Here is a 21144-nt window from a genome sequence, read left to right as displayed (position 1 = left end):
TGCCCCCTGACGCCTTCGGCCTTGGGGGCCTGCGCACCAGCAAGATCAGGATCGATCCGATATGGGTCAAAGAGGCGTGTCGGCGGGCGAATACATGGCTTACACGGCAGAATCTGCTCGCAAAAGCGAGAGATATGGATTATTTGGAGGACACTCGGCAAGCACATGGGCAGGTTCTATCAATAGATAGCCATGCAGCCGACGAGACTTGCGAGGTCCGGTTACTTCACAAGTCCAAATATTCAGGCCGTTGGGATGCTTGCGGTGGTATTGCAGCCGCTCGAAGCGCTTCTGTACCCATTGCCAATCCTGCTGGCTTTCCTGCTTCGCCAGCGTGCCAACTTGCGGGTGCTCCTGCGCGTAACGCTGGAAGACGCCGGGGCTGACCAGGTAGGCGGTGTCGCCCACGGTATGCACGAGCGCCTTGGCGTCGTTGATGATGAGCCGCCGCGAGGCGACGCCCTGTTGCAGCCATGCCATGAAGTGCTCGCCGGATGGCTGCGCGGCCGTGGACGCGGGCGCTGGAGGCAGTGGCTTCGCCACGGACGATGCAGGCATTTCGGGGACTGCGGCAGGCGCTTCGACCGAGACGGCTTCTGCATCCTGCCGGATGCCAGGCAAATCACCCATTCCCACCATCGCGAGCATGTCTTCCATGACATCGGGCACGGCCCGGGCAGCGGACGGGTGAACCGGGGCAGCGGCGCCGCCAGCGTCCGTCCACGGAGCGGACTGCTCCTCTTCGGCAGGAGGCGTTGCCGCGATTGCCGCCGATTGCACCGAGGCATCGGCATCTTTGTCGGCCGCTGTCGTATCGATCGCCACCGTCCCCGCGAACGGCGCTGGCCGTTCGCCGGGCTCCCAAATCAGCGCAGGTGCCAGCCGCAACAGGGTGAACGAGTGGGACCAGCCGGTCGAACTGGTCACGATTGCCCGCCAGATCGCCTTGCCGTCGGGCGTCGGCTGCAACATGCCGTGGTCTTGCAGTACGTTGAACACTGCGGTGTTGTTCGCGGGAATGCCATCGATGCCCTGGGACAGCAGGTGCGCGCGGAGCTTGTCGGAAACGGTTTTGCTCACCAGCCAGAGCGCGTCGTCGGTGAGCCAGCCATCGGAGGCCTCGGGCTGGTTCAGTTTCAGGTCCTCCTTGAGCAGGTAGCGCAGCCCGTTGACCAGCTTGCGTTGTAGTGTGTGCTTGGGCGCGGCCATCGCGCGCGCCGGATCACCGCCGAGTTCCTGGGCCACTGAGGCGCGGTCGGCCTGCACGATCAGTTCGCCCAGCACCCCGGCGTGCTCGTACTGCCCGGCCAGGACGTAAAGCAAGGATGCCCACAAGGACGGATAGCCACTGAGCCAGTCCAAGGCATCGCGGTCGAGCAACTGGCGGTAGAGCAAGCCTGTCGCGGCGCTGTGCAGGCGGTACTCGCGATCGTCGCGGTAGCGGAAGCGGTATGGCTGACGCAGCGAGCCATGCCACGGGTGCCAGGTACTGCCGTCGGCCAGCTCGATGTGCAGATCAACGGCGATCTTGCCGACGTCGTGGAGTAGCGCGGCGTAAGCGACGGCGGCGGTCCAGGCTTCGGACTGTGCGGCCTGATCTTCGGGATTGGCACCGATGGGTAGCAGATGGGACTGCCGCAGCTTCAGGCTGTAGGCGACGATTTCCAGACCATGGTCGAGCATGCCGCCGAGGTATGCGTGGTGGTGTGCTTCGGAGGCCGGGAAAGCCTGGACCAGCTCGGCGTAGCGCTCCAGTGGCGTGCGGTACAGGGTGGCGAACTGCCTGCGCGAGAGCGAGGTGCGCTGCCAGATGTGTTCCAGCAGCTTCTGCCGGCGCGGCGTGGCCAGCAGCGATGCGGCCGATTCCGGCCGCATCAACCCTTTCGGGAGGTCGGTGGCGGGGGCTGGCGACGGCGCGGCAGTGACCGGGGGCCGTTTTCGCTGGAACAGGGAGAGCATGTCGGTGTCCTGATGGCGGGCCGGGCGGGAGGCTTTTTTGCCTTTTCGAGGTAGGGCCTTTCCCCTTGCACCCCATTCCCTTGCCGTTTCGACCCTTTGGCCTTTAACCGTTTCGGTATAGCGGGGCCTGGACTGCGGCTCCAGCGTCAATGTGGAACTCGCACGAATGGATTGGACGGCGACCTGGCGCTGGCCCCGGCCTATGCTGCCGGGACGCTACACCGCCAGGTAGGCTTCCGCTCAGGCGACTAAGTTGACAAATGCGACAAAGGCGACTAAAGTGAACCCTGTCTCAAACCTACTTGGGAGCTGACCATGCCCACTGCGATCGAATTCATTGCCGACCGTCTGCCGCGCGTCACCGTGGAGGATGTGCGCCGTTTCGCGGATACCGTCGAAATCCGCAATGCCCCGGCTTTCGCGGCCGAGTTGCAGGCGTTCATTCATGAGCGCGTGGAAGCGGTGAAGCTGCCCGCCAACCTCGAAGGCGAAACGGTGGTGCAGGCCTTGCAGCGCAAGGCGGCCGCGTTGCGCTCCGACACGCGCTGGGCACCGAATGAAACCGATGTCCAGCGAGGCCGCGCCGTGCTGCTGGAAGCCTTCAACCAGCCGGACAATCTGCCGCCTGCCGAGTTCGCCAAGCTGGCGGACAAGTCGCGCCAGCAAATCTACAAGGACATCCTCGCCCGTCGGCTGCTGGCACTGAACGTGGGGCCGCGCGGCCAGAAGCTGCCCGACTGGCAGCTCGACCCGGTGAAGCAGCAGTTGACCCAAACCGTGCTTCAGGAGGTCGAGGGCATCGACCACTGGACGATCTACCGCGCGCTGTCCGAACCGCTCGAAGGCCTGGGCGGTCGCTCGCCGGTGGATGCGGTCACGCATGGCACGATCGACGACGTGGCGGAGGCCGTGTTCAACGTGCTGGGCGTGCAGGTGCATTGAGGCGAGACCACCATGAGCCGCAAGCTGCCTTCGTTTCTGATCGATGCCGGTGAATTGCTCCAGCACGTGAGCCGCGTCGTCTATCGGGGCAGCCCGCTGTACTATGGCCGCAGCAGCACGAATCGCTACGATGGCCCGACGGGGGCCTACGGCGTGCTCTACCTGGGGCGCGACCTACCCACAGCGCTGATGGAGTCGGTGTTTCACAAGCACCAGTGGCTTGAAGACACGAATCGCTCCATCGCCTTGAAGGAAGTTCAGGCCCGGATGGTTCGCGCAGTAGGCGTACTGGACGACGTTCTTCTGGCCGACCTCACGGCGCCGGGCGTCATGGCGGGCTACTTCGGCCTGAATCTGGAGCAGTTGGCCAGCCGCGACTACATGCACACGCAGCAGGTGTCCGCACAGGTGCATGCAATGCTCGGGGACGACGGCGAGCCGTTGTTCGACGGGGTGCTCTACCCCTCTCGCAACAACTATCCCGCCGCGAGCATCGCCCTGTTCGAGCGTGCCGGAGCGAAGGTCAGCGTCATCGAGGACATCGACCTGGTTGACCATGTGGACTGGCCGCGGTTCGTTGCCACCTACCGCATCGGCGTGGAACCCGATCCCGGCCCGGTGGAGCCGGAGGACGAAGCGTCCTGAAGCAGCAAGAAAGCGCATTGAGGCCTCAAACCGAATGAATTGGAGCAAACTGAAATAGGTATTCCTCAGCAGCAGGAGACGACCATGAACACGACGACCCGCACCAGCACCGCAGAACGCCTCGGCCGCGCCTTTGGCCGCGGATGGCGTGCCTATGCGCGTGGCGAACGGCGGGCGTCGAATTGGCTGGTATTCAGGGGGGTGCCGCGAGCTGGTGCTACCGCACTTGTGTGGGTCTTCAAGCTGGTTGTGCTCGGGGTGCTGCTCTACGTTGCTTTCTGGTTCGCACTCGTGCTGCTGGGCGTGGTGGTGGCAGGATGGGCTATGAATCAGCACCATCCCGATGAAGAAGGGTTTGAACTGCAGTACCCAACCATTGAGGAACTGCGGGCCACGCCCGGCTACGATCCCAACCTGTACAACGATACATCCCACGAGATGTACCAAGACGACTGACGCCGAAGGTCATTCGATCATTTGAGCTTGCCGCCTGAGACAGCACCTGCTCCTTTGCCACCAGCGCTTCCTGCATCCTTTGTGGCAGTGGCGAACGTGTTGGCGATCGCACCGGCACGTACACCGACCCAGGTGAGTGCGCCAATCCAGAACGTAGGCAGGACGATGAACATGGTGCCCATGATGAACATCAGAAGCATGTCTCCAAAGGCATTGTTCAATCCCACCAGCGGGTCGAAGTTTGTGTGCGGCCGATTCCACCCGAAGCCCCAGCCGTAAAGCGCATCGAGGATGGTGCTGTCGATCCAGCGGGCGAGCTGGAACCAGAAGTCCACGAAGAACAGCGCGAACTGCACGACGCTGACGGTGACGACCGTCTTCAGGTCATAGGTGCCGATGACCAGCACGAGCGGAATGCAGATGACCAGTGCCATCTTGAGCAAGGCGAGGACCATGGGCAGAGACTGTCTCACGACGTCCATGGCGGGAAACGCGGCAATCGCGCCGACTGCCATGCCGACGTCGCCCGTGGCGCGCGTCACGATGTTCGGCAGGGTCTTGTCGATCTGGCCGCCGTAGTCTGTATAGACACTGCCCTGGTTCAACTTCTGCTGCCGCGGGGAGGCAATGGCGCGGATCACCGAGTCGTCCACCTCGGCCCTGCTCAGAAACCCGGCCCAGCCTGCGAGGCGATTGAGCAGGCTCGGGTCCACCTGACCCAGCAGGCGTGTCCGCAGGCTGTTGCTGCCATCGGCCCACCACTGCCTGCAGGTCGGATAGCCGCCGCCGCTGGCCACCTGCGCAAGCCCGGCATCGCGGTTGCTGTCGTAAGGCCAGTCGTCGCGCGGCGTGCTTGAACGGTACGTGTCGTAGTAGCCGTTGGTGTCGGTGAAGAACCTCGATCCGATCCAGGTCACGTCGTGCATCTGCTGCTCATCGAGCTGAGGGCGCTGCATGAACAATTTGGCCCGTGCAGGCCCGTAGCAGTCCCGCGAGAAATCCGCCACTTCCTGGGCCAGCACGGGATCGTCAATGCGCGTGGCGTCGATCTCCATGCGCATTTGCCGAAGGTCCGTGCCACATGGGATCGCCGCCACCGAGGCGCTCGTCACGGCGCGCGAGAGCGCGTGCATGAAGGCCCACCAGACCGGCACTTTCGCCGACTGGTTGTTGATGGTGCTGAAGGACTGCGACCAGCCGGTATCCGTGGGCTGAGGCACGCTGACTTGGCACTGGGCCGAGCGCGAGCTGTCGTACTGGATGGTGTTGAGGTCCACGTCGATGAACGGAATGCCCGCGAACATCACCACCACGATGGCGACGAATACCCGGTTCTCGATGCGTGCAGCCGAGAGCAGGCCTTTGTTGCCCTCGTCGGCGCCTTCCGCTCGGGCCTTCAGCCACTCCTGCACGATGATGGCGACGAAAGGCAGCGCGAATACCCCGCTGGACACCAGCACCGCCCAGATGCCGTTGTTGACGATCCAGGACACGAGGGTGAGGTAGTACTCCAGATAGTCGGTCGTGAAGAGCGTCATGGCCCCGATCTCCCCTCAAGCGGCCTGCATCAACAGGCTGGTTTCCAGCGCGACGATGGCGACGACGCCGGCGACCTCGGTGCGGATCAGCCGGCGCCGCGCCTGCCCATCCGTCCCGGTTTGGTCTTCGCGGGCCAGCACCCGGCGGCGCATCCAGAACCATCCATAGGCCGTTGCCGCGTACACGCACAGCCGCCATACCAGGAAGTAGCCCGAAGCAGCCGCCAGCCACCGCTCCCAGCCGGCCACGCTGCCGACGAGGTAGATGCCGAGGATGTTGGCACCCACGGCGGCGACGACGAGCACCACCGTCCACAGCAGCACCTTCGCCGCGCGCCGGCTGAACAGCCAGCGCGGGCGCAGCCATCCGGCGCGGATTGGGTTCATGGGTTGCCTCCCGGAGTGCCCCTCTGGAGCCGGTCGAGGCGATCGGGAACAGGATCACCCTCGTAGATGCCACGCGAGCCAGCCGCGCGCGTGCCGTGGCGCTGGATGATGGCCATGGGCGAGTTGTTGGCCAACTCGCGACGCAGCTCCAGTTCGGTCTTGAGATTGCGGATCTCCTGGTCGAGCGTGTCGCTTTCGTGGTTCACGGCCTCGACCGCCAACTGGTTCGCCGCCACGTTGGGCTCTTTCTTCCCGGTCAACAGGGTCCGCTGGAGCAGCAATGCCTTCTCCAAGACGGACGACAGCGCGACCTCCGAGGCCAGGCGGCGTGCCAGCAGGTCCTGATCAGGTTCGTCGCGCAGCGCCTCGATGACGCCGCGCGTGATGGGCAGCGACGTGCTGCCGGCCGCGCGCAGGTTCTCGAACGTGGTGTTGCGCGTCCCCGAGATCAGCTCCTGCAGGGCTTCCAGCTTCGTCTCGTATTCCTCCTGGATTAGCGGCGTCAACCCGACGCCGGGCACGGTCTCGGTCTTGGTGCAGGAATCGCAAGTGCGCTGCTCCTGCTCCCCGAGCACCCGCGTCGCCCATTCGACCGCTTGCTGCGGCGAGGTCCAGGTCTGGCAGGACAGGCTTGCGCAACTCGCGGGCGCGATGGACGACGTGTCGGTCACGCCGCGGCCGTTGACCAGGTTGTAGCCCGCACGGGTCACGTCGCCGACCACCCGGATTGCACGCTGGCCCGCGCCGCCGGCATTGCTGCCGCCCACCCAGGGCACGCCGTCGTTGCCGCGCCTCGTCTCGGCCTGCTCGATCGCCGAAACGGCATCGGTGCTCGACACGGCATCGCGCAGCGCCATGCCTTCGGCCATTTGGCTCCAGCCGAGCTGACCGCCCGCCATGTCGGCCATCTTCTCGGCCATGGCACGGCACGTCAGCTTGGAGCGATCAAAGTCCAGCCGCGCCTGCAGCACGCCATTGGTGAGCAGGTTGTAGAGGCCGGGATCGGCGCGTTGGATGATCAGCGCAGGCAGGGACGCCACGGCGCTCGTGGCGCTCTGAATCACATTGCTCATGATCTGCTGAAAGCCGTTGGTGATGCCGTTGAGCTGGTTGCGCAGCGTGGTCTGGATGCTCATGTCGCCGCAGATCAGGTTGCTGTTCCAGCCCACGCCCACGCCGATCGAGCGCATGCCGGCCGCACGGCCCATCGACACGGCGCTGCCGCCGCCGATCGAATACATCACCTCGTCGCCGAGGATGGGGCCGCTGGTCTGGTATCCAGCCTGCGCCCACGCGAGGCCGCAGCCCAGGGCGAGCGCCCCGGCCAGCGCCGTGGGACGCAGCAGGCGACGCGCCTGGGTGGAGAGGTTCATCAGTTCAGGACGCTTCATCGCCGTATCCTCAATAGAAATCGACGCTGCCGAGGAACACCTGGCCCCGGCGTTCGCAGCACGCATAGGGCCGCCACAACGCCCAGGCGTAATCACCTTGCTGCGCCTGGGTCAGGAAGCCGCTGCGTGGGAAGACCGTGCAGGACGAGGACAGGACGGGCGTGAGTTCCTGCCACTTGCCGGTGGAAGCATCGCCCTCCATCAGCGCACCGGCGGGCCAGTAGCCGGGCCGCGAGTTGGCGAGCAGCGGCTGATAGACGTGGATCTGCCCGCGGCGCGTGACAACATCGCCCGCACGCTGGGCGACGACTGCGCCGGCCTTGTGATCGTCGGCCTGATGCAGAAAACCGCCACGCGGATACACGTTGCCCCATAGGTTCATCGTGGTGCGTGCGCCGACCTCGCGCCGGCCCGGAATCAGCGCTTCCGGGTAGGCCATCTCGGGCACGTTGTAGCGCCAGGCCAGCGTATCCAGCGTGCTGAGCAAGTACGGCATGAACGCCGTGCCCGCGCCCTCGCAGAAGTAGCCCGACGACGAGACGAACTGGTTGAACACCTCGGCGCCGGGGTGGCCGATGACGTCCGCGTTCTTGAATTTGGCGAGGTTGTTTTCGTGGTCCTCGTTCGTCGTCCCGTCGCCGCCCGCCTGGGCGGACGGGTTGGGCGTGCTCATCGCCCGGACTTCGACCCAGGGGTTTTCGCCGGTATTCGAGTACGACGACACCACCGCATCGGGGATGTAGTGGCGCACCTTGATCGACGTGCGAACCGTACAGCCGGTCCAGGTGCAGTAGAGCCAGTAGCAGATGCCGACGACGCGGTATTCGAGGCAATCGGGCGAAGCCACCGAGCCGACGATGGTGGCGGTGTTGAGGGCGTAGCTGCCGGTGGCACTGAGCAGCAGCACGGACGCCACGCCAGCGCGCAGGCGGCGCATCAGGTCGAATGCTCGGGTCACGGCTGGGTCCTCCGGTGCTGCTCGATGCGCGCGATGGCGCGAGCCACGTCCGGCTCGCCATAGACCACGTAACGCTGGTCCACCACGACCGCTGGGAGGCTGGTGACGCCCAGGCTCCAGGCGTCGGTGACGCCCTGATATGCGGAGGCGATGCGGCGCTGGAGGTCGGCGCCGCCGCTTGAGAGCCGACGCTTGACGATGGCCGTCGCCTGTTCGGGATCGGTGGGCAGTTCCGCTGAAAGCTCCGCTTCAATCCTGTGAGCTTCGTCCAGCTCGATCAGCCGCTCGCCGCCCATGGTCTTGACCGGGTGGCGGCGCTCGGTGACGACCACCACGTCGGCGGCGAAGGTGGCCGGGCTGAAAACGGCCAGAGCTGTCGGCAGCGCCACGGCCAGGCCGAGGGTTCGCCAGCCCGGCGCGAACCTGGAAAGAGATGCTGGCATGTCGCGTGCCCTTGAAGTTGATCAGAGCAGTAGTCAAACGCGAAGCCGAAGCGGCCCCAACAAACAATGCGCATCGCGCACTGCCCGCATACCTGCTTGTCTCGCGCCCATGAAAAAGCGGAGGCCGAAGCCTCCGCGTGGATTAGCAAGCCGATGCCGTCGCTATAGCAGGCCGGATTCCGCAAACGAGTACGGCGTGCCTTGGCCGACGATGAGGTGATCCAGCACCTTCACGTCGATCAGCGACAATGCCGCCCTCAGCGTTTGGGTCAACGCGCGGTCCGCGCTTGACGGCTCCGTGCAGCCCGAAGGGTGTTGGTGAGAAAAAATGACCGCTGCCGCATTCAGTTCCAAGGCACGCTGCACGATCGGACGCGCATGCACCGAGGTCGAATGGATCGTGCCTCTGAACATCGGCTCGTAGGCCAGCACCTCGTGCATGCTGTTGAGGAACACGATGGCGAAGATTTCATTGGGCTCGGCGGCCAGTTTCAGGCGCAGGTAGTCCTTGACGGCGGCGGGCCGTTCCAGGGATGGCCCCTTCTTGAAGACCCGCTGCTCCAGCAGCGCGATGCCTTGCCGGATGATCCAGTCATCGGATTGGGACGCGGGGGCAAAACGTGGCTCCACGCAGGAGTCGTTGGCGACGAGAGACATGGCGGACCTCCAGAAAGTGAGCGGAGGGCGCCACCCTGGGAGGGCAAGCCCTCCTGGGGATGGAAACTGCGGAACAAGGTGCATCCATCACCGCGCGGCGGTGATTGTTCGCGGCCAGGATGCGAAAGCGAACGGGTAGCGGTCAGCGCGGCGAGCCGCGCCGTAGCCTTCAAGACCGAGGACTACCTGGGCATGTCGCCGACAACGTCGGCAGGCATTTCGGATGTGGGGGTGGCGGGCGAAGCCGCCGCGTCGCTGGCCATGTCCCCAGCCGCCAGCATGTCCATGGCCGACAGCAAGGCATCGCCCTCGATAGGCCCCTGCAGCAGGATGGCCTGGCCCGTCTGGCGATCGAGCAGCCGCAGCGACGGCGTGGCGGTCACGCCGCTCTTGGTGGCTTCTGAGGCCTGGACGCGAATGGCGGCGCCGGGACGTTCGCTTGCCATGCACTGCTTGATGGCTGGCGTGGATTCGGGGTACTGAAGCCCGTCGGGCAATCCTTGGCCGTCGCTGCGCGTATGGGCATAGACCCATTCGACGGCTTGCCAGAACGCAGCATGCCCGCCTGCTTCGGCGGCGCACTCGGCCAGGCGGGCCTCGTCCGACGCGGCCGGCTCGTGCGCGGCCAGCGGCTGGTGGTGCCATTGCAGCGCCACGTCGGTGTTGTTGCCGACCCAGTGCTTTAGCTGGGGGAAGTACTCCCGGCAGAACGGGCATTCCAGGTCGGCATAGAGCGTCAGCGTGAAGCGGCCCTCCGGGTTGCCCATCTGCCAGGGAGGGCCGGAGGGCTGCATGATGCTGGCCGGCGCGGGCGGCTGTGGCGAGGAATCACCGGGCGTCCGGGACACCCGCCAGATCAGGACCAGTGCGACCAGCGCAGCAGCCAATACCCAGGACCAGCGAGGCCGCCAGCGGCGACGGCGGAACGCCTGGACCTGCATCGGAATGGAAGGACGTTTCTGTTCCATGGCGTTCTCCGGTTTACGACAGTTCCAGGGCCGGCGACTCGATGCCACGGGCCTGGTCGATCTTCTCGGCTACCTTGAAGGCCGCTTCCAGTTCGGTGCAGCCGTATTGCTGCATGAGCTGGTAGCGCTCGGCCTTCTCTTCGGGTTCGGTCTGCGCAAGCGCGAGGTACAGGCTTGGCGGCACGGCGCGGAACAGCACTTCCATGCTCTTGGAGAGGATGACTCCCTCGGTGAACTTGCCCGCCTCCTTGCGGGCCGACAGCATCAGCGCCTTCTGCGCGGGCGAGAGTTCGCGGAACCGCGCGATCTTCTCGACTTCATCGGGCGGCATGCTGAGACAGATCCACCACTCGATCATGTTGAGCATGGGCTCCGCGGCGCGCGGCAAGTCGTCGATGTTTTGCGTCGCGAGCCAGAACCAGGCCCCCAACTTTCTCCACATTTTTGTAATTTTCACGACGTAGGGCGCGAGCAGCGGGTTCTTCGTGATGATGTGGCCTTCATCGGTGACGTTGATGATCGGGTGGCCCAGGTACTGGTCGCGTTCGGCGATGTTGTTCACCGTGCTGATCAGGCTGATGTAGGCGATGGAGAGCTGGGCGTTGTAGCCCTCCCGTGCATAGGTCGCCAGATCGACCAAGGTGATGTCGGCTTCGGGCCATGGCGTGCCGTCGCGGTCGAACATCTCGCCGTCCGTGCCTTGGCAGAACATATCCATCGCGTCCGCCATCTCCAGCAGCCGCACGCGCCGCATCTCGGGCAGCGTCGGGTCCTGGCCGCGAGTGCGCAGCGCGTTGCGCACGTCGCGCGTGAGCACCGTGCGCTTCTCGCTACCACCCCCGCCGTGGCAGTGCTCGGCGGCGTCGAGGATGCACTGGCGGATCAGCGAGCGGTCGGCCCGCGTCATCCGGGCTTCTTCCTTGTCCTCGCCGCCCGTGATCATCAGGCGGGCCGTGATCTCCAACTCGCCCAGCACATCGCGCTGCTCGTCCGACTCCATGGCCGAGGCGTCCGGGGGCAGGTCTTCATCCAGCGCATCGGCATCGAGTGTCTGCACGTCGCTCGGCGTCTCGATCAGCCGGCGCGCGTCGGCGAATGGAGCGAGGCTGATGCCCGAGCCAGGGGCCAGCTTGACCCGGTTCACGGTCAGGCCCAGGCGCTTGGCGAAATCGCTGAACAGACCGAAGCTGTTGCCAGCCTCCACGATGAACAACCGTGGCCGGTAGATCGCCGTGACCTGGTTCAAGAGGTTGTTGAGCGTCGCGGACTTGCCCGAGCCTGTGGGGCCGAACAGAAACAGGTGGGCATTCATCTGCCGATCCAGGCGGTTGAGCGGGTCGAAGGTGATCGGGCCGCCACCGCGGTTGAACATCGTGATGCCAGGGTGCCCCGTGCCCTGGGCACGACCCCACACCGGCGCCAGGTTCGCCGCGTGCTGGGCGAACATCAGTTGGGTGTACCACTTGCGCCGATCCTGGCCAGGGTTGTAGCAGCACGGCAGCCAGCGCAAGTAGCTGTTGAGGGGTGCCACCTCGTCGTCCTCGCGCACCGGCTGCAAGCCGGCATTGAGCATCACGTTCGCCAGGTCCAGTCCGCGCCGGTCCAGTTCCGCTTCGTCGCGTCCGCGCAGGTAGAACGCCAGCGTCCCCCGGTAGAGCTTGTGCGCGCTGCCGATGAGGGAGCGGGCTTCCTGCACGTCCTTCAACGTCTGCTCCGACGCCAGCGTCTCGCCCACGGCCTTCTTCGCCAGGTGGTTGAGATCCGCTTCCAGGACATCCTGCGGCGTGGCGACCATCGTGAGACAAAGCAAGGTGTCTTCCGGCATCTGGTCGAACAGCGTGTTGATGGCATCCCCTTTGCGGGTCTCGCCGGTCAGGTGTCCGGTGCCGGGCGGCATGCGCAGCCGGTCGGAGATCAGCACGCGGTGCGGCATGCCGTCGAAGTACCAGGTGCCGTGCTCCACGTCGGAGCGTGGCTGACCGAAGAACAACCGCTGGCTGAAATCCCGCCCGCTCGCCAGCTCGATCTCGCCGGCCTCGCTTTCTTCGGTGCTGTCGGGGTAGCGCGCCAGCGCGTAGAAGCGCTCCCGATCCTCGGCGCCAGGCCCGAGCATCGCGGGGCGCGGATTGAACCACCGCAGCAGCCAGTCGTGGACGTCGGCCGCGACCATGCGCCGCGCCTGGATGCCCGCGTTGGCCAAGCCGCCGCACAGGCGGTCACAGACGATGTTCAGCATCTGCTCGGGCGTTTGGCCGCGGCGGCTTGCCTGCCCCTGTCCTTGTCCGCTCACGCGGCGATAGACCACCATGCGCACGCGCCGCGTCTGGCCGCGCCAGCGCAGCCGCGTGACCACCGTGTCCTCGAACAGCCCGCCCGGCTTGGCCACCGCGCGCAGGTGGTGGCCGAAGAAGCGCAGGTAGAACTCGGTGAACGCGGTATCGCGGGCGCGCGGCTGCACGTAGTCGCGCAGGGCCTGCATGTACTGGTCGAAGCTGGGCTCGTCCTGGGCGTAGAGCTGGAGTACCCAGGGGTTTTCGTCCAGCTCATCGAAAGAGTCCTGGAGCGCGTTCTCCAAGGCATCGCGGGCATGCGCGAGCCAACCGGGTTCCCGGCCCTCGGTGCCCAGCGGCACCAGCTCGTAGAAGGCAGCGACCGACTGCCCATCCTCCAGCAGCATGGACTTTGACTGTGGCAGGAACTCCACCCAAGGCAGCAGTTCCGCGAACGACGGCGCAACGTCGTACAGCGCCTGCTCGTCGGCTACCGTCGCCGGCCTGCGGCCCTGGACCGCTGCGCCGGGTTCGGGGATGCCGGCCTGGTGCAAGGCCTGGACATGGAGCTGCCAGCCGTCTGGCTTCTCTTCGTCGCCGATGCCGGATGCGGCCAGCTTCGGCCAGGGAAGTTTCCAGCGCATCAGTAGTCCTCCACGCGCTCGCCCGGCATGGCGTACTGCACGCGCTGATAGAGGGGGAAGACCGTCGTGTAGCCCGGCACAGGTACAGGGTCCGAGCCCGCCAAGTGTGGATACACGTACATGACGAGATCGGGATTCGGCAGCCGGTGGAACTGGCGATAGACCTCGTTGCGTGCGGTGCGCGTGTAGCGCGTCTGCTCGGCGGGCGCGGCCTGCACGTCGGCCTCGGTCAGCGGCCGGCGCAGGCTCTGGCGGGCATCGAGCAACTGCCGGCGTGCCGCCTGGCCGGCGCTCCCGCCGCCGTCGCCGGCGTTCTGCTGCCAGATGTCCATCATCGTGCTGTCGCCGTGGGGCAGCAGCTTTTCCTTGCTGGTGGCGCAGCCGCCGAGCACCGCGACGGCGAGGGCCAGCGCCAGGCCCCTATTCAAGTTCGAGAGCATGGCTTTCTCCTGCGCGGTGATCGACCTTGCGGCCTTCGGGATCGAAGTCGATGGCGAGCGGCTTTTCGAGGTGGACGGCGACCTTCGCGCCGGGCTGGACATAGACGGCCGCGAACGCCTGCCCGTACAGCTTGTTCACCCAGTCCGCCATGTCGCGCACGCCACCGGCCAGGATGCGGCCCACGGCCTCGTTGCCCGAGATGCCGACGCTGCCGATGGAGCCGTCGGCGCCGACGTAGGACATCTGGCCGCTGTCGCTGTCGATCAGCGAGGCCACGCCGGCACCGGCCGCGGTGATCAGGGCCTGCGAGCCGAGGTATTGCTGGGCGTTGCTGCGCCGCTCGCCGCTGACGCAAGGGATGCCATACGGATCGCTGATCCAGCCCAGGCCGTCGCGCTGCTGGTTGTTCTGCTGGTTGCCTTCGCGGTCTTCGGGAATCGTGCGAATCGTGCCGTCGTTGAAGACGAACGTGATGCTGCGCACCTGGCCGCGCACGCATGAAAGTGTCCAGTCGCCCGACGCGGTGCCGCTGAACACGGCGCCGGCCACGTCGGGAATGTCGATGCCATTGGCCGTCAGGTTGTCCGGGCCGACCAGGACTTTGAACGGATACGGATCGTTGACGGTTCCGTCGATCGGCACGCGACCGATCAGCGCGGTCATCGCCACGGAGCCCATCAGCGTCGAGTTGGTCGGCACGGTATAGACCGGCTTGGCACTCTTGACGCCTGCCGCACGTGCGCCGGCGTTCGCCACGGTTTTCGCGGCGGTTTCCAGCGTGCTTTGCGCGGGGCCGAAGCTCGTCGGGAAGCTCATGCCGTTGCCCGTGCCACGACTGCCGTTGCGGCCCTCGGTCTTCTTCGCGTCGTCCGGCTCGACCCACCGCATGCCGCCTTCCATGCCGGCCTCGTCGCCATCGCGCAGCCCCAGGCCCACGGGCAGATCGGCATGGCTGCCGCCGCGCCCGCCAATGCTGTCCAGGCGCCGCTGCAGGTCGGCGAGCAGCCCTTCGGTCTGCTGGCGCGCGCTGGCCGCCTGTTCCTGGTCGCGGCGCAGGTTGGAGCGCTCGGATTCGAGGGCCGAGTTGATGCGCTGGTCGATGGAGTTTTCGCGCTGGCGCAGGCGCTGGTTTTCTTCGCGCTGCGACTTGTTGTCGGTCAGCGCGGTCTGAAGCTCGGTGCGCAACTGCTTCACCTGGGCGACGAGTGTTGCCACGGTATCGCGGGGGGTATCGCCCTCGATGCCCAGCGCCTTCATTTCCTCAGGCGTGAGCTTGGAGCCGGCATCCGCCGCGGGCGGTGCCGACGTGCTTCCACCCGAGAAGAGCCGGATGGCAACGAACAGCACCAGCAAGGCGACCGGGATCATCAGCCACTTGAGCAAGCCGTTACTGCGCATGGCGGGCCTCCTTGCCGTCGCCGTCGCCGGCTTCGGCTTCCGGCTGCGGCAGATGCACTGCCGGGTCGAAACGGTGGATCGCCGGCAGCAGCGATTGCGCGAGGCCGCGCCCGCGCGTCACCAGGTACAGGACGGTCGTGTCCTCGGGCATCCCGCGGGGGCCGAGCGCTTCGTGCTGAAAGGTGGCGGTGAGGAAGTCGCCTTGCAGCACACGCGGGTCGAGGGTGATCCAGCCGCTGCTGCTGTTGGTCAGGCGTACGGCAGTGACCCACTGGTCTTCCAGACGCCACGACGCGAGCGCGACCGCGCGCACCGGCAGCGTCGGCATCAGCGTGCCGAGGTCGAGGTCGCGGCGCAGGTTCACCCGCATGACGCCCGGCAGCGGCTCCACGGTGCGCAGGGGCGCGTAGAGGTTCTGCGCAGCGAAGCGCGTCAGCACGACGGCGATTGGAGTATCGCGCCGCGCCGCATGAGCGCCTTGCTGATCCTGGGCGCGTGCCGGGGCCGCATCGGCACCGCGTGCCTGATCGCCGTAGCGCGCCGGAGTGCTGCTGCCCTCTACGATGCGCACCGGCTCCAGCTCGGCTTCGCCGTCCTTGGGCGGCTCGGCCGCGATGTCGAGCAGGATCAGCGCGCCGGTATCGGCGTCCTGCAGTTGCAGCCGCGTGGGCTCGATCGGTTCGTTGGCGCGCAGATACACCGCGCCACCCGCGCTCTGCACGCGCAGGCGTTCGCCCACGCCCGCAGGCACGCCCACGCGGACGTTCCGGTCGATGAACACGATGCGCTCCTGGCCCACCTTCAGCGGCACCGCGAGCGGCATGCGTTCCCAGCGCAGAATCTCCACAGCATGGGAGACGGGTGCCGCGGCCGCGGCCAGCAGCCCCAGCAGCACGAGTACAGGATGCTTCATGGGGTGTTTCCTCCTTGGGGCGCTTGCGGAGACAGGCCGCCAGGCGCCGGGCGCGTCGGCTCCGGGGCGCTGATGCGCTGGGGCGCACCGTCGTAGCAGTCCAGCGCCAGGCCGAACGGGTTGCGGGCGGGATCGACGTCCACCCGCGTGACTTTCACCGGGTAGCGCACGAGCGCGCGCTTGACCTGCTCAGCGCCGTAGTACTCGTCGGCGGTGATGTCGAGCGTCACCACCCAGTCGCGGTCGGAGACCACGCGCACGCGCGCCGTGGGGTCGTCGCCGTAGCCGCGGCCGGGGATTTCGTAGATGCCGCGCACGCGCTGGCGCAGTTCGCCCGTGTTGCGGCGGTAGTCGTAGTCCGCGCGCAGGAAGGCTTGGCAGGACGGGGTGAGATACGGCGAGAGCGTATGGAGGTTGCGCGGGTAGTCCTCTTCGCCGTTCGTCGGCCAGCGGTTGAGGGTCTGGAACACGTAGAACGTGAACGCATAGACCGATTCGGGCGGCACTTCCCACCACTTGCGGGTACTGCCGGAGCGCAGGTCGGGCGGGACGTGGATGGTCAGGTCGCGCGGCGCGCTCCACCAGCCACCGCCCATGACCAGGGCGACGATGACCAGCGCGCCAGCACCCAGGCGAAGCGTCTTGATGTGCGCCTGCAGGTGGGTGATCTCGTTCTTGAAGCGGCTCATCGTGCCCCCCTTGCGGCAGACCTTCGGGTGGTCCAGAAGCCGGAGCGCGAGATCAGCACGTGGCCGCCTACCCATCCCGCCATCAGCGGATGGCGCGTGGCGATGCGCCATTGCAGTTGCCTGTACAGCCAGGTATCGGGACGCCCGCGCTTGAGCCGGCGCAGGATGCCGCCGCCGATGAAGACGCCCAGGGCCACGCCCAGGACGACGAACGTCGGCGCGATGGCGATCGTGCGGAACACCCAGGACAGCGGCGCGCCGACCAGCAGGCCGGCGGCGCCGGACAGGCCGCAGCAGATCCACAGCTCGTCGGCGGTGAGGCCGCGCACGACAACGGGGTGGCGGTTGAGCCGGTGCGGAAGGAACGTGACCGTCCCGTCCGCACGGACGTGCTGCTGCTCGGACATACCGGCCTCGCCTTACAGGATGCCGGTGGCTTCGGTGAGCAGCCAGATGCCGATCACGAGCAGCACGGCACCGATCGCGACGGTGAGGCCGAACTGGCCCCAGGTCTTGCGGCCGGTGTGGATTTCCGCGTAGGTCCCGTAGGCGTGGTAGCAGACGCCGATGAACATCGACGCCACGACCAGGAGGGCCACGAGCATGATGATGTCGTAGCCGTAGTTCCTGATCGTTTCCATGATGCCGTTGCCGGTGCCGCGGGTCGGGTTCTCCAACTGCGGCAGTCCTTGTGCGAACGACAGCACGGGCAGCGCAGCGGCGCCCAGTGCCACAGCGGCGCGCTGGGCAAGACGGGAATGGAGGATGCGGTTTTGCATGGTCGTGCCTTTCAGGTCAGGAGAGGAGGAAGAAGCTCAGGACGAGGTACATCGCGACGAAGCGGATGCAGACGCTGAGGAACTGGCGCTGGTTGAGGCGGCTCTCGGCCCACCCCACGTAGGCCGTTCGGATGGCCCAGACACCCCAGACGAGCAGGACCGCAAACACGACGCCGACCAGGACGGTCGCCATCGCCGAAGGCGCGATGCCGCTGTTGGCTTGAAATGCCGAGACCTGGGCGCCGTTCATTGCTGGGCTTCCGTAGTCGTCGGCGATGGCGAAGCGGATCGCTCGGTGCGGTAGTCGCCGGCCAGCTCGGAGGGGTCGCGCGGCTGGGCACGCGACGGTGTGAGATGGGCCTGGATGCCGGCGCGCACGCGCGCCAGGTCAGCCAGCAGCCGCGGGTAATCGAAGTGGTAGCGCTCGCCCGGCTGGATGGGGGCACGCGCGGCGCTGTCGGCGACGGTGCGCTCCAGCGCGTCGAGCTGGCGCAGCGCGGCGACCAGCTCCTGGCGCTGTGCCGGGGACTCGGCCAACGCCGTCAGGGACTGACCCAGCAGCAGGGCCGTCACGAGAAAAATGGGCACGCCGCGATGCGCGGCGCGCTGCCAGATCGGAGCCAACATCGCGCCATTCCTGTGTGATCAGCAATGACTTGATCGTGGGCAGCGAGGGGCTTTTAGGCCGCAAACAATAGGAACTCGCGCATGCCCGGATTGATGGCCTAGAGGTACTTCTTGAAGCTGCCTGCGGTCAGGCTCACGGCCAGTCCCAGCAAGGCGGCGCTGGGCAGCAGGATCAGCAGTGGATGCACCGAGATCGGCAAGGCCAGGTACGTGACCCACGGCAGCACGGCCAGCGGCATCAGGCTCGCCTTCGCGCGGTGGTAGATGAAGCCGGATTCCCGGCCTGCGCCGAACCGGCGCACGTCCCGGCGCACAAGACCGTCGATCAGGCCGACGAATGCCGCAGTGAAGATCAGCGGCAACGTGAGCACCAGAACCAGCAGGCGCACCAGGAACGTGAGGGTGGTGAAGGCCGCAGCGATCAGGTAGTTCTCGGCCCAGACATAGACCTGGCTGATGTAGTAGCGGAAGTTGCGCGTCTGCCCGTGGCTGGGTGCGCGGGCGCGCTCGGCGGTCTGGCTCATGCGCTCCAGCAGCCCGGAGCGAACGAATACCCATTCGTAGCCGGTATCCACCAGTTCGTGCGCGGTGCGCCCCGGCTCCTGCACGACCACGCTGCGCGTGAAGTGGCTGGACAGGTGCCCCAGTTCGTACTGCAACATCTGCTGCGAGTGCCGCCAGCCCTGGTCCTTCCAGAACAGGTGCATGCCGACGCACTCCACGACGATCGAGAACAGCAGCGAGCCGATCAGCACCCCGAGCAGCCGGAACGGCAAGGTGATGGTGCCGACGATCAGGCCCTGACGCTGGTTCTGCTCCCGTTGCGCAGTCGAGGCGGCGTCCTTCATGGCGAGGCCTCGTTGCCGGTGTCCTCGTCGGTGGCAATAGCCACCACGGCAGGTTCGGCCGCAGTGGCGTCATCCAGCAGGTCGTCGGGCAGGCCGGTGTCCTGCAAGGCGGGGGAACTGGTGAACTCCCACCACTGCGTCGCTTCGCTGTAGCTCTGGCGCATGTACCCGGCCAGTTGCTGCAAGTCTGCCGGCATCACTTCGTCCGGGTCCGGCGCCGGCAGCGGCATGCGCACTTTCCAAAGCTGGCCGCCCTGCAGCAGCGCGAAGCACTGGCCTTTCGGCAGGCCGACGACGTGTGACGGCTCGATCATCGGCACGCTGGACATGCTGATGCGGTCCTGCGTGTTCGACGTGAAATCCGTCGCCCCGCGAATGTCCGAGCTGTCGGTCGCACCGCTGACGATGGTGGTCGTATAGACCTCGACCTTCGGCAATTGCCGGGTCAGCAGTTCGGCGGTCGCTGTCTCGCGCACGCGCAGCATGAACAAGTTGTTGAAGTTGCCGATCACCTGGCCCGCCTTCGCGCGGTTGCCGATGCGGGCCTCGATGTCCGAAAGGGTCTGCGTGTACGCAGTGACTTGCAGGCCGGCACCGCCACCCTTGTTGATCAACGGGATGAACTCGTCACCCATCAACTCGTTGAATTCGTCGGCATGGACATTGATCGGCACGCGCGCACCGGCCGATGCGCCCGGCAGTCCATCGTCGATCCCGTGCTTGTAGATGTGCCCGGCGACCGACACGAGATCGCTGAACATCGAGTTGCCGACCGCTGCGGCGACCTCGGCATCGGAGAGCGCGTCCAGGCCCACATAGACGATGGCCCTCTTACGGATGACCTGCATCCAATCAAAGATCGGGCGCGGGTCGGCCAGGTCGGAGTAGTTCGGGGCCAGAAGCTGCGCGATCTTGCCGCTGGTGAGCTTCTCCAGCAGCGGCAGCAGCGATGCGACGATCTTGTCGAAGTACGTCTTGTCGTAGCGGACGGCAGAGCGCAGGCCGTCCAGCACCGGGTCGTAGTTGCGCGCCTGCGAGAGGTACTGCTCCAGCGCCACCACGCGCTTCTCGCGCCCGATCATGTTGCGCGGGATGTTCTTCTCGTTGAGCTTGGCCTCAATCTGGACGATCACCTCCCAGGCCTTGGGCTCCGTCTTGGCGAAGTAGTGCTGGGCGTACTCGATGAACAGCGCGTCGATGTTGATGACGTGCCGCTGGATCAGCATGTAGTCCGGGCGCTGTCCCAGTTCCACCAACGCGCGCGCAATGATGTTGACGAAGCGCCAGGCGAACTCGCGGAACGCCGCGCTGTTGCCTTCGCCGGAAAGCTGCCCCGCGACGCGGGTGGCCACCTCGCTGATCCGGCCGAAGCGGCCCACGGCGTTGTAGCGCGCGGAAATGTCCGGCCAGCCCAAATGAAAGACGTAGAACTCGCCTTCGCGGCCCGCGCGCTTGGCCTCGACGTACATCCGCTTCAGGAGATCGGCGTCGCCCTTGGGGTCGATGACGATCACGACCTCGTGCTCGCCAGCGGCGTTCACGCGCCGGATGTCCTGGGTCACGAACAACTCGGCCAGGCGGGTCTTGCCGACGCGCGTGGTGCCCAGCACCAGGGAGTGCCCGACGCGCTCGCCGAGTGGCAGGCTGACGTCCACCTCCTCGGGTTCGATGCCGTGCAAGCGCGGCAGGCCCCCAACCGGCGGCAGCGGCCGCACCGGGTTGAAAGGCACGTCCCAGCCGGTGAGCGCAGGCAGCCGGGACAGCGGGAACGGCGCGAACTCCAGCCGCTCTTCCAGGCGACGCGCCAGCCGGTAGGCCGGCGTCGGCTCGACGTAGCGGCGGAACTCCGGCCGGTACGTCTGCATCAGCCTATGGGTGTGCTTCTGCTCCCACAGGAAGCCGCGCCCCACGAACAGCCGCTGCTGGCTGACCGGCACGTCCTTGCTGGTCATCACGTACCGAGGTAGGCGGCGGATGTTGCGCCGGTAGCGCAGGATGACGCGGGCATCGCGGTAGCGGATCGCGCCGTAGGCCCCGAACGCCAGGGCACTGCCGACGCCCATGGACGGGCTCAGCGCGAGCGACCATGGGGCCACCAGGGACAGAAACGCGGCGCCCGCGCATGCGGCAACGGTGTATAGCTCCACCGCTGGGCGTAGCAATACCTCGACCGGCTGTTTCCCCGACATGG

At 66.4% G+C, this 21144-nt stretch carries 22 protein-coding genes; 3 read left to right on the top strand and 19 right to left on the bottom strand.

All coding sequences use genetic code 11. The features are described 5' to 3' along the window. Positions 1-99: 99 nt before the first annotated feature. Entirely contained in the window at positions 100-1959 is a 1860-nt protein-coding gene (gene mobH, locus N5C88_RS06250; RefSeq protein ID WP_023912032.1) for a MobH family relaxase, read from the bottom strand. 315 nt (positions 1960-2274) lie between these two features. Between mobH and N5C88_RS06245 the strand changes: the two genes are divergently transcribed. The 3 genes from N5C88_RS06245 (at position 2275) to N5C88_RS06235 (ending at position 4002) form a co-directional block, all read left to right on the top strand. Then, positions 2275-2901, top strand: coding sequence for an integrase (locus N5C88_RS06245; RefSeq protein WP_022581026.1), 627 nt, complete (start codon positions 2275-2277; stop codon positions 2899-2901). Between the two features lie 12 nt (positions 2902-2913). Then, complete coding sequence (locus tag N5C88_RS06240) at positions 2914-3546, top strand: RES family NAD+ phosphorylase (RefSeq protein ID WP_022581025.1); 633 nt, start codon at positions 2914-2916, stop codon at positions 3544-3546. An 84-nt stretch (positions 3547-3630) separates the two neighbouring features. Next, on the top strand, positions 3631-4002 hold the full coding sequence (locus N5C88_RS06235) for a DUF3742 family protein (RefSeq protein WP_022581024.1): 372 nt from the start codon (positions 3631-3633) through the stop codon (positions 4000-4002). A 17-nt stretch (positions 4003-4019) separates the two neighbouring features. Here the strand turns inward: N5C88_RS06235 and N5C88_RS06230 are convergent, their stop codons facing one another. From N5C88_RS06230 to traD, 18 genes are all read right to left on the bottom strand, one after another. Further along, positions 4020-5540 carry a conjugal transfer protein TraG N-terminal domain-containing protein gene (locus N5C88_RS06230; protein ID WP_022581023.1) on the bottom strand — a complete coding sequence of 507 codons (1521 nt, stop codon included), beginning with the start codon at positions 5538-5540 and terminating at the stop codon, positions 4020-4022. A 15-nt stretch (positions 5541-5555) separates the two neighbouring features. Beyond that, positions 5556-5927, bottom strand: coding sequence for a hypothetical protein (locus N5C88_RS06225; protein WP_022581022.1), 372 nt, complete (start codon positions 5925-5927; stop codon positions 5556-5558). Beyond that, a complete protein-coding gene (locus N5C88_RS06220) occupies positions 5924-7318 on the bottom strand; it encodes an integrating conjugative element protein (protein WP_022581021.1) in 1395 nt (464 codons plus the stop codon). Before N5C88_RS06220 ends, N5C88_RS06225 begins: the two co-directional genes overlap by 4 nt. A 10-nt stretch (positions 7319-7328) precedes the next feature. Continuing rightward, the gene (locus tag N5C88_RS06215; RefSeq protein ID WP_022581020.1) at positions 7329-8276 is read right to left on the bottom strand and encodes a TIGR03756 family integrating conjugative element protein; all 948 of its coding nucleotides are present in this window, start codon (positions 8274-8276) and stop codon (positions 7329-7331) included. Continuing rightward, on the bottom strand, positions 8273-8719 hold the full coding sequence (locus N5C88_RS06210) for a TIGR03757 family integrating conjugative element protein (RefSeq protein ID WP_280014982.1): 447 nt from the start codon (positions 8717-8719) through the stop codon (positions 8273-8275). The genes N5C88_RS06215 and N5C88_RS06210 overlap by 4 nt, the downstream gene beginning before the upstream one ends. A gap of 162 nt (positions 8720-8881) precedes the next feature. Beyond that, positions 8882-9376, bottom strand: a complete 495-nt coding sequence (locus N5C88_RS06205) for a JAB domain-containing protein (RefSeq protein WP_023435210.1) — start codon at positions 9374-9376, stop codon at positions 8882-8884. Between the two features lie 182 nt (positions 9377-9558). Beyond that, on the bottom strand, positions 9559-10344 hold the full coding sequence (locus N5C88_RS06200) for a DsbA family protein (RefSeq protein WP_022580333.1): 786 nt from the start codon (positions 10342-10344) through the stop codon (positions 9559-9561). Between the two features lie 13 nt (positions 10345-10357). Then, entirely contained in the window at positions 10358-13258 is a 2901-nt protein-coding gene (locus N5C88_RS06195; protein WP_023435211.1) for a conjugative transfer ATPase, read from the bottom strand. Continuing rightward, a complete protein-coding gene (locus N5C88_RS06190; RefSeq protein WP_023435212.1) occupies positions 13258-13698 on the bottom strand; it encodes a TIGR03751 family conjugal transfer lipoprotein in 441 nt (146 codons plus the stop codon). The genes N5C88_RS06195 and N5C88_RS06190 overlap by 1 nt, the downstream gene beginning before the upstream one ends. Next, positions 13679-15097 carry a TIGR03752 family integrating conjugative element protein gene (locus tag N5C88_RS06185; protein WP_022580331.1) on the bottom strand — a complete coding sequence of 473 codons (1419 nt, stop codon included), beginning with the start codon at positions 15095-15097 and terminating at the stop codon, positions 13679-13681. The genes N5C88_RS06190 and N5C88_RS06185 overlap by 20 nt, the downstream gene beginning before the upstream one ends. After that, complete coding sequence (locus N5C88_RS06180) at positions 15087-16010, bottom strand: TIGR03749 family integrating conjugative element protein (RefSeq protein ID WP_022580330.1); 924 nt, start codon at positions 16008-16010, stop codon at positions 15087-15089. The genes N5C88_RS06185 and N5C88_RS06180 overlap by 11 nt, the downstream gene beginning before the upstream one ends. Next, positions 16007-16699, bottom strand: a complete 693-nt coding sequence (locus N5C88_RS06175; protein WP_021264217.1) for a PFL_4703 family integrating conjugative element protein — start codon at positions 16697-16699, stop codon at positions 16007-16009. Before N5C88_RS06175 ends, N5C88_RS06180 begins: the two co-directional genes overlap by 4 nt. Next, a complete protein-coding gene (locus tag N5C88_RS06170; protein ID WP_021264218.1) occupies positions 16696-17106 on the bottom strand; it encodes a TIGR03750 family conjugal transfer protein in 411 nt (136 codons plus the stop codon). The genes N5C88_RS06175 and N5C88_RS06170 overlap by 4 nt, the downstream gene beginning before the upstream one ends. Before the next feature lie 12 nt (positions 17107-17118). After that, positions 17119-17478 carry a TIGR03745 family integrating conjugative element membrane protein gene (locus N5C88_RS06165; protein ID WP_021264219.1) on the bottom strand — a complete coding sequence of 120 codons (360 nt, stop codon included), beginning with the start codon at positions 17476-17478 and terminating at the stop codon, positions 17119-17121. 16 nt (positions 17479-17494) lie between these two features. Further along, on the bottom strand, positions 17495-17728 hold the full coding sequence (locus tag N5C88_RS06160) for a TIGR03758 family integrating conjugative element protein (protein ID WP_021264220.1): 234 nt from the start codon (positions 17726-17728) through the stop codon (positions 17495-17497). Then, positions 17725-18105: an RAQPRD family integrative conjugative element protein gene (locus N5C88_RS06155; RefSeq protein ID WP_022580329.1), complete on the bottom strand. Its 381-nt coding sequence runs from the start codon at positions 18103-18105 to the stop codon at positions 17725-17727. The genes N5C88_RS06160 and N5C88_RS06155 overlap by 4 nt, the downstream gene beginning before the upstream one ends. Positions 18106-18203: 98 nt before the next feature. Further along, on the bottom strand, positions 18204-18953 hold the full coding sequence (locus N5C88_RS06150) for a TIGR03747 family integrating conjugative element membrane protein (protein ID WP_021264221.1): 750 nt from the start codon (positions 18951-18953) through the stop codon (positions 18204-18206). Beyond that, positions 18950-21142, bottom strand: a complete 2193-nt coding sequence (gene traD, locus N5C88_RS06145) for a type IV conjugative transfer system coupling protein TraD (protein ID WP_023435213.1) — start codon at positions 21140-21142, stop codon at positions 18950-18952. The genes N5C88_RS06150 and traD overlap by 4 nt, the downstream gene beginning before the upstream one ends. Positions 21143-21144: the final 2 nt, after the last annotated feature.

The sequence above is a fragment of the Achromobacter sp. GD03932 genome (assembly GCF_029839485.1).
Classification (GTDB): domain Bacteria; phylum Pseudomonadota; class Gammaproteobacteria; order Burkholderiales; family Burkholderiaceae_B; genus Achromobacter; species Achromobacter bronchisepticus_A.
This window is presented reverse-complemented; position numbering and strand designations above follow the sequence as displayed.